The organism is Dictyobacter formicarum, assembly GCF_016587435.1.
In genome coordinates, this window is record NZ_BNJJ01000011.1 from 309,115 (window position 1) to 317,117 (window position 8,003).

The window sequence follows — 8,003 nt, forward strand, 5'->3', positions numbered from 1 at the left end:
CGAGCCCACCCGCTGCCAGAAGAGTAGATGACACGCTTGACATAGAAAACCGATTTTCTCCCGGTCCTGCCGGTTAGCGCAATCAGGAACCCCTACGTCACCCAGAGAGGTCCATTTACCGTTGCTTCCTCACGGACCTAGCGGAGTTCACAAACATCTGCCGCGCAGGACCCGATCACGCCAACCGACAGGACCGGAAGAAAATCGGTCCATCCCACTGGAAGTTTTTTCTTTTCCCTCGTGGGATGAACCCATTTTACATCTGATTGGAACAGTTGTCAAGAGATATAGCGACCAATTAAGAGGTTATATTTCTCTTTGACTTCGGCCGGGATGAGGGCGGGATCGGTCATGATGGTTGAGGCCAGGGCGTGCTCGCATGTGCACTCTTGCGCGCTACGATCAGCCGGCAGTTTCTGCGCTACTTTTTGCAGAATACGCTTGGCATTCTCGATATTGGCGCTCAAGTTCCCCACGACCATATCCACTGAAACGCTCTCCTCCGACTCATACCAGCAATCATAGTCGGTGACACAGGCGATAATGGCATAACATAACTCGGCCTCGCGGGCCAGTTTGGCCTCGGGTAAAGCTGTCATGCCAATGATATCCATCCCTAGTTTGCGATAGACATTGGATTCCGCTTTTGTTGAGAAAAGCGGCCCTTCCATACATACATAGGTACCGCCCTGATGCACGTTGACATTATCCAGCTCGCGCGCCGACTCCAGGAGCAATGAACCGAGCGTAGGACAAAAAGGCTCAGCAAAGGAGCAATGGACGACTACGCCACCCTCATAGAAACTCTTCACGCGATCTTTGGTGCGATCGAAAAGCTGATCAGGAATGACCAGATCACGCGGTGCAATATCCTCACGCAGGCTACCCACAGCGCTAACAGAGATCACCCACTCCACACCTAAACTTTTCAGTGCCCAGATGTTAGCGCGTGAAGGCACTTCCGACGGATTGAGGCGATGACCGCGGCCATGCCGGGGCAAGAATGCCATTGAGACACCTGACACCTTACCAATAGTGATCACATCGCTTGGATCACCAAAGGGAGTCTGAATTCTGACCTCTTCTACCTCGGTCATGTTCTCCATATGATAAAGACCACTACCGCCTATCACCCCAATCTTAGCCTGTGGCATAGGAAGTCCTCCTTAAACCGAATGTGTGCGATTCGCATAACAATGTGAGTCGCAGTGCCTGCCCGCAAGCAGGCACTGCGAGCCCGAGCGGTTTTTTTATTTCTATAGTGCAAAAGCACATTTTGCACTATAGAAATGGTATCTGACTTCCATGACGATGGGAATCCTACGCTCTTGATAAACAAGCACATTATGCTTTGATGCGAATATATTGACGCTTGCCGACTTTGAGAATGGCTCCATCAATGACATCCAGGGTGTAATTGGAGTCGGAGATACGCTCGGAGTCACCAGATGCACCTTTGGCAAAGAGGGAGACTCCGCCCTGTTTGATCAGCTCACGGGCCTTATTATTGCTGGCAGCCAGTCCGGCCTCCACGATCACATCTACGATATTTTTTGCCGCACTGAGATGATAATCAGGGATATCGGTCGGCAGCTTACGCTCAGAAAACTGGCGAATAAAGGCTTCCTGTGCCTCAGCAGCCTCGGCAATGCTATGGAATTCTGCAACAATCTCACGTGCCATGCGTAACTTGACATCGCGGGGATTCAACAAGCCTTCAGACATCTCGCGATCAAACTCGCCCAGTTCCTCGTTATCGACTTCGGTAAGCGCCTCAAAGTAGGAACGCATGGCCGGATCGGGCAAGGACATCAGCTTGCCAAACATGTCTTTAGCTGGAGCCGTCATGGCAATGTAGTTGTCCAGCGATTTACCCATCTTCTTTACGCCATCCAGACCAACGATCAGGTTCATCGTTAAGATCTGCTGTGCTGGCTGGCCAAAGATTGGCTGCAGATCGCGACCAACCAGCAGATTAAAGGTCTGGTCGGTGCCGCCGATCTCTACATCTGAGCGCAAGGCCACCGAATCATAGCCCTGTAACAGTGGGTACATAAACTCTGACAGCGAAATTTCAATGCCGCTCTTGTAGCGCTTGGAGAAATCGTCTCGCTCTAGCATCTGAGCCACTGTTTTGAAACCCAGCAATTTAATCGCATCGCCAAGATTAAACTTGTCGAACCACTCGGTCTGGTGGCGCACCTCGGTCTGATCTTTATCTACAATTCTAAAGAACTGATCAAGATAAGTGGCGGCGTTGGCATTCACTTCTTCAGCTGTCAAGGGTTTACGGGCCTCCACTCGGCCACTGGGATCACCCAGGCGAGCGGTCCAGTCACCGATCACGACCACGGTCTTGTGGCCCATGCGCTGAAACTGGCGCAGCTTACGGAAAACAACTGCATGCCCAATCGTTAAATCATAGTGCGTCGGGTCAACGCCCAGCTTGACCCGCAACGGCTCGCCTTTATTGCCCTCTACCAGTAACCGGCGCAAGTCGGCTTCTTTTTCCACCAGTGAAACACCACGCGTTAATAGATGGTCGATCTCTCTCTTTGTTGGAGACTGCTTCAACACCAATCTTCATTCCTCCCGATATGCATAATTTTTGAACTTCACGGCAAGAAACACGGCCTCTTGCGGTGAAGCTCCATTGCCTGGATCGCTTGTTAGCTGCATTGTAGCAGAATATACGAATGTCGTCGAGAGTGTCCCGATAGCAATAAACTTGATAGTGTTACTATCAAGTTTTCTAACATATTTCTTACATTCTGCTTACGTTCCTCTAACAGAAAGTAGAGTATATTATCACCAGAAAGAAAAAACACAGAGATAAAGGAAGTGGGAGCAGGGGACGATTGCAGAGGTAAACTGCTCTCGCAACCTTCAGATCTGGTGATATCGATGTGCTGGTGGTAGCACATATTCATCCAAAATACTGTATAAAAACGGTCAACATAAATAGGAAAAGTAAGAGAAAAGGAGTTACTTCAATGGCTAGTATCACACGTTACAATCCTTTCGGCGAGGTTGTTTCATTGCGCGAGGCTATGGATCGCTTATTTGAGGATAGTGTTATCACACCTCGTTTCACCAACGGTAGCAGCCGCGGAGTAGCTGCTAACTTGTATGAGACGGCCGAGGGTTTCATTCTCCAGTTGCCAATGCCTGGAGCAAATGCAGCGAATGTTGAGATTACTGTCCAACAAGATGTGGTCCATCTGAAATGGGAGACCAAAGTTCAGGTTCCTGAAGGTGCAACCGTCCACTTGCACGGCTTCCAGTCCGGTCAGTATCAGCAATCCATCACAGTACCAGCGCCAATCAATGCTGAGCGCGTTGAGGCACAATATGCCGATGGCGTCCTGACGGTACAATTGCCAAAGGCTGAGCATGCCAAAGCCCGCACCATCAAAGTTAATGCCCGCTAGTCCAACACGAGGCGGAATACATATACAACTACGAGTCAGGAGAGAGAAATTTCTCTCCTGGCTCTTTCTTTTCCAGGCAAGTGACAGACTGCCATCACGTTGAATTCCTCGTTGCGCCCCAGGCTGGCAAGCGACGCCCCCATTCTCTTTTTTATGGTGTTTTGCAATACCTGCGCTGTTGTGCAGGTATTGCAAAACATCAGGAATTGCACTGTAACACCACAGATGCGAATTCAGGCGCGGATGCGCCCGTCCGCAAGGAGCGGCAAACCTACACCATGCTGAGTCTACACTATGCTGTGAGGACCATGTACAATAGAAATAATGATTGTCCAGAGTGGAGAAGGGGTGCTGCATGAGTAACCTGTTCCTTGAGCAATTGCGACGTGGCCCGGTGCTCTGTGATGGAGCGATGGGCACGCTGTTGTATGCGCGTGGTGTGCAATATGATCGTTGCTTTGATGAGTTGAATAGCACTCAACCTGAGTTCATTCAGCGTATCCACAGTGAATATTTGAGCGCGGGCGCTCAAGTCATTGAGACAAATACATTTGGCGCCAATCGCGTGAAACTGGCTGAACATGGGTTAGAGCAACGCGTGCGAGAGTTAAACTATAAGGCAGCGCGCATTGCGCTGGAAGCACGCGAGATTTCGGGGCGGCCAGCTTTTGTGGCGGGCGCCGTAGGACCCAGCGGCCGTCCCCTTCAGGCTCCTGATGAGCAGCGGCTCCTTGAACTGCGGGCCATCTTTCGCGAACAAATCGAAGCCCTACAAGAAGGAGGCGTGGAACTCCTGATCCTTGAGACATTCTCAAATCTCTCTGAGCTCCGGCAGGCTGTGCTGGCTGCCCAAGAGGTTGGAGGCCTGCCGATCGTGGCTCAGATGAGCTTCTATGAAGATGCACATACCCTTTCGGGCCAGTCAGCAACACGGGTGGCAACAGTGCTCAATGATCTGGGGGTTGATGTCATCGGGGCAAACTGCAGTGTGGGTCCCGCAGCCACATTGGATGTGCTCAATGAGATGATTACGGCCATCCAACAATCTGCCGAAACCGATACGAGAATGCTGCCACTTTTTTCGGCTCAACCCAATGCTGGCTTGCCGCAACGTATCGAGAATCGCTTCTTTTATGTGTCTACGCCGGACTACTTTGCTGATTATGCGCTCAAGTTTGCGGCTGCCGGCGTACGGCTGATTGGAGGCTGCTGCGGCACCACGCCACGTCATATTGAGATCATGAGTCGAGCCCTGCACACCCACTATGGAACAGCCGCCCCTTTGACCACACAACCACTAATAGCACCCACAATCCATGGTCATTCCCGTGTCGACACTAACGGCTATGCCATGGTGACACAATTGATTGAAGAAGAGGTCCTGCTGCCGCAGGAGGGGACGAAAACTCGCCTGCAGGAAAAGCTAGCCGCTGGTAAGTACGTGATTAGCATTGAGCTAGACCCACCCAAAGGGTTGAATCCAACAAAAATACTCACGGGAGCTGCCCTCCTACAACAGGCGGGGGCTGATTTTATCAATATCGCAGATAGCCCCCTGGCACGCGTACGCATGAGTTGTATTGCCCTGGCCCGGCTCATACAGGATCACCTGGGGATTGAGACTATTATTCACTATACTACGCGTGATCGGAACCTGATGGCGTTACAATCTGAACTGCTAGGAGCTCACGCGTTGGGCATTCGCAATGTGCTGGCGCTAACGGGAGATCCTCTGCGCGTTGGCGATTACCCCAACACAACCGGGGTCTGGGATGTTGATTCAATAGGCTTAATCCAGATCATTCGCGGCTTCACTGCAGGTCATGATGCTGCTGGCTCCTCTATTGGTGCCAGAGCGTCTTTCCATATTGGCTGTGCCCTTAATTTAAATATGACCGACGAGGAAACAGATCGCGAGATCGAGAAATATCAGCGCAAAATCGAGGCTGGCGCTGATTTTATTATGACGCAACCAATCTACGAAATGGCACCGCTAGAACGCTTCCTGAGCAGGGCTGGCAAGCCTCCCATTCCGATGCTGCTAGGCTATGTGATGCTCCACAATTCTAAACATGCCGAATATCTGCATAACGAGGTGCCCGGCATCGCTATTCCTGAAGAGATTCGCAATCGCCTTAAGTCAGCAGGAGAACATGGCTACGAAGAAGGCTTAACAATAGCTCAGGAACTACTGGCCGAGGCCCGACCACATATTCAAGGAGTCTATCTACTGCCTTCTTATCGCCGCTATGATATTGTCAGCGAGCTGATTAAGACGCTACGCGCCCAGCAGCACGCTTAATATAGGCTTTCTTCCCAATATAGCTCACAACCACTGTTGCTCGATAGCTTGTGCCACGACACAGGCATAGAATGCCCCCTGTATACCGGTACGATAGTATTTATGCAGGCTACCCATAAGGACACGCTGGGCGGTATTATGCAGATTTTTGCGCTGGCTATAGGCAGACATACGTAAGAGGCAGGAGGCAGCCAGCGCGTTCTCAATCAGTGGTTGCTCACGCAGAGCCAGACGGCCAATAGCCTGGGGATCTGCCGGATAATCATAAAACAGTCCACTCTCAGGATCTAGCAGTTCCTGGCAGCAAAAATGCATCAGAGCTATCGCGGTCTCTAAATGGTGCTTTGAACCTGATATAGCGTAAGCATCTAGTAACGCCTGCGTCGTCCAGACCTGGTCAGCTAACTGGCCTGGCAGGTAGGCTTGATCGTCAATGGCATAATGCAACATACTACCATCCCGATGCATGAGATGCGTACATAGATAGTCCAATGCTCGCAGGGCCTGCGCACTTAAGGCAGTGTCCTCTAACACCCTGGCTGCCAGCAGGTACGAAGAAATCATGCGTGCGTTCCAGGACGTATAAATGGTACGGTCGACCAGCGGCGGTATGCGCGAAGCACGCGAATACATGCCAGGCTCATAATAGTCCTCATCCGCACATTGACTGCCGCTGAATATACCAACCTCGGGTTGCCAGAGCATTGTGTTAATATAGGCAATCAGTCGTCTGGACAAGTTGGTCCATTGCCGATCACCCGAGGATTGGGCGGTCAAGACCAGTAAGCGCAGCAAGGCCGCATTTTCATCCAACATCTTCTCTGTATGCGGCATGCTCCAATCACTGGCGGCGGAATAGCGAAAAAAACCACCTTCTTCATTGTCCCAGAGTCCCCCATCGCGCATCTGGACCAATGAATAGCGCACTAGTTCATAGTTGCCAGGCTGTTTGAGCAGTAGTTCAAGTGCATCGGGATGTGGAAATTTCAAATGAGGATGGATCGTGAAGCCACCCTGCTCGTGGTCATAGAGATCTCGGAGAATAGAGGCGGCGACCGCTGGCAACTCTTGCAATGAAAGTCGTTCTTCTGGCGCCAGGGGTTGTAGGCCACGGCCGACTAGCGTCTGGGTCAAAGCGCGCGTACGCCTCTGATCCTGTAGTTCATGTGCCTGGGCAGAAATCTCATCACCATGATCGGCATAATAACGCCGAATATAGCCCAGGTAATAAAGTAAGGTTGTAGCAGGTACGTACATACCACCCCAGAGTATTTCTCCTTCGGCTGAGAGCAACAGCACACTGGGCCAACCATTCTGATTGTAACGCTGGTTGATGTCGGGTCGTAGATCGCTATCAACCCGAATTGGAATATAGTCTGCATTAATAACATCGATTACACGAGTCTCTGACAGCGTCGTTTCATCCATCAGATGGCATCCCTGAGACCACAAAGAGGAAACCAGTAAGAAGATGGGCTTATCCGCCTGGATAGCTTCGTCGAACGCAGCCTTACCCCAGGCCCGCCAGTGAATCTTATGGGCCTGATTAGGGTGTGAAGAATAACGGAATACCGCAGGCATGGGAGCAAATGACCACGAATTGCTGGCGATCACATTGCCGCTCATAGGCGAGCCTCCTTCGTGTCAAGCCTGTTTTGCATAGTGGAGTAGAAATTGAGAAGATAGGCATACCTCTTACAACAAAATCCGTTTGGCTTTAAGTATACCATAAAAATATATTGAGCTACTATACACTGATATGAAATACATGCTCAGAAGAAGTTGATCCAGGTAGCGTATTCCTTCATTTAAAGAGATGGCGTGCCGATCGTCTATAGGAGAAACTATACTTTCTCATTTTATTGTTCACTTGCAAAGCTGGTTTGCAAGTAGTATACTTGTACAGATCGTTTGTGGCAGATATTTTGTGCTGGGCAAAATTAACCGCTACAGAATATCGTCCTGAACATAACACCTCATTGTTGAAAGCAACTACCAACTAGTAATCAAGAAGAGGAGAATAGCCCTATTAATAAGGATTTTCGGGGGAACGACCGCTCAAGAGAGACACGTGTGAATGAACGCATTCGCACACGTGAAGTACGCTTAATCGATGAAAATGGCGAAATGCTAGGAGTTATGCCTCCTATGCGCGCACTCGATATTGCACGAGACCGGAACCTGGACCTGGTCGAAGTTTCGCCACATGCCATGCCACCAGTCTGTAAACTGATGGACTACGGTCGCTACAAGTATGAGCAGGCTAAGAA

General features: G+C 50.5%; 6 protein-coding genes and 1 other RNA gene. 3 read left to right on the forward strand and 4 right to left on the reverse strand.

What is annotated here, in order from left to right; all coding sequences use genetic code 11:
- Positions 1-77: 77 nt before the first annotated feature.
- From ffs to tyrS, 3 genes are all read right to left on the reverse strand, one after another.
- Positions 78-177, reverse strand: an RNA gene (gene ffs, locus JMI88_RS20800) — signal recognition particle sRNA small type.
- Between the two features lie 101 nt (positions 178-278).
- Entirely contained in the window at positions 279-1,154 is an 876-nt protein-coding gene (mtnP, locus tag JMI88_RS20805; protein ID WP_201363896.1) for an S-methyl-5'-thioadenosine phosphorylase, read from the reverse strand.
- Positions 1,155-1,344: 190 nt separating this feature from the next.
- Positions 1,345-2,574, reverse strand: coding sequence for a tyrosine--tRNA ligase (tyrS, locus tag JMI88_RS20810; RefSeq protein ID WP_373323921.1), 1,230 nt, complete (start codon positions 2,572-2,574; stop codon positions 1,345-1,347).
- Between the two features lie 419 nt (positions 2,575-2,993).
- On the opposite strand from tyrS, the gene JMI88_RS20815 reads away from it, so the two are divergent.
- Together JMI88_RS20815 and JMI88_RS20820 are read left to right on the forward strand one after the other, a co-directional pair.
- Entirely contained in the window at positions 2,994-3,431 is a 438-nt protein-coding gene (locus JMI88_RS20815; RefSeq protein WP_201363897.1) for an Hsp20/alpha crystallin family protein, read from the forward strand.
- Positions 3,432-3,786: 355 nt separating this feature from the next.
- Positions 3,787-5,733, forward strand: a complete 1,947-nt coding sequence (locus tag JMI88_RS20820; RefSeq protein ID WP_201363898.1) for a bifunctional homocysteine S-methyltransferase/methylenetetrahydrofolate reductase — start codon at positions 3,787-3,789, stop codon at positions 5,731-5,733.
- 24 nt (positions 5,734-5,757) lie between these two features.
- Here the strand turns inward: JMI88_RS20820 and JMI88_RS20825 are convergent, their stop codons facing one another.
- Positions 5,758-7,359 (reverse strand): DUF255 domain-containing protein, encoded by a 1,602-nt coding sequence (locus tag JMI88_RS20825; protein WP_201363899.1) that lies wholly within the window; start codon positions 7,357-7,359, stop codon positions 5,758-5,760.
- 447 nt (positions 7,360-7,806) lie between these two features.
- Between JMI88_RS20825 and infC the strand changes: the two genes are divergently transcribed.
- On the forward strand, positions 7,807-8,003 hold a 197-nt coding region (gene infC / locus JMI88_RS20830), incomplete at its 3' end, for a translation initiation factor IF-3 (protein WP_236022982.1).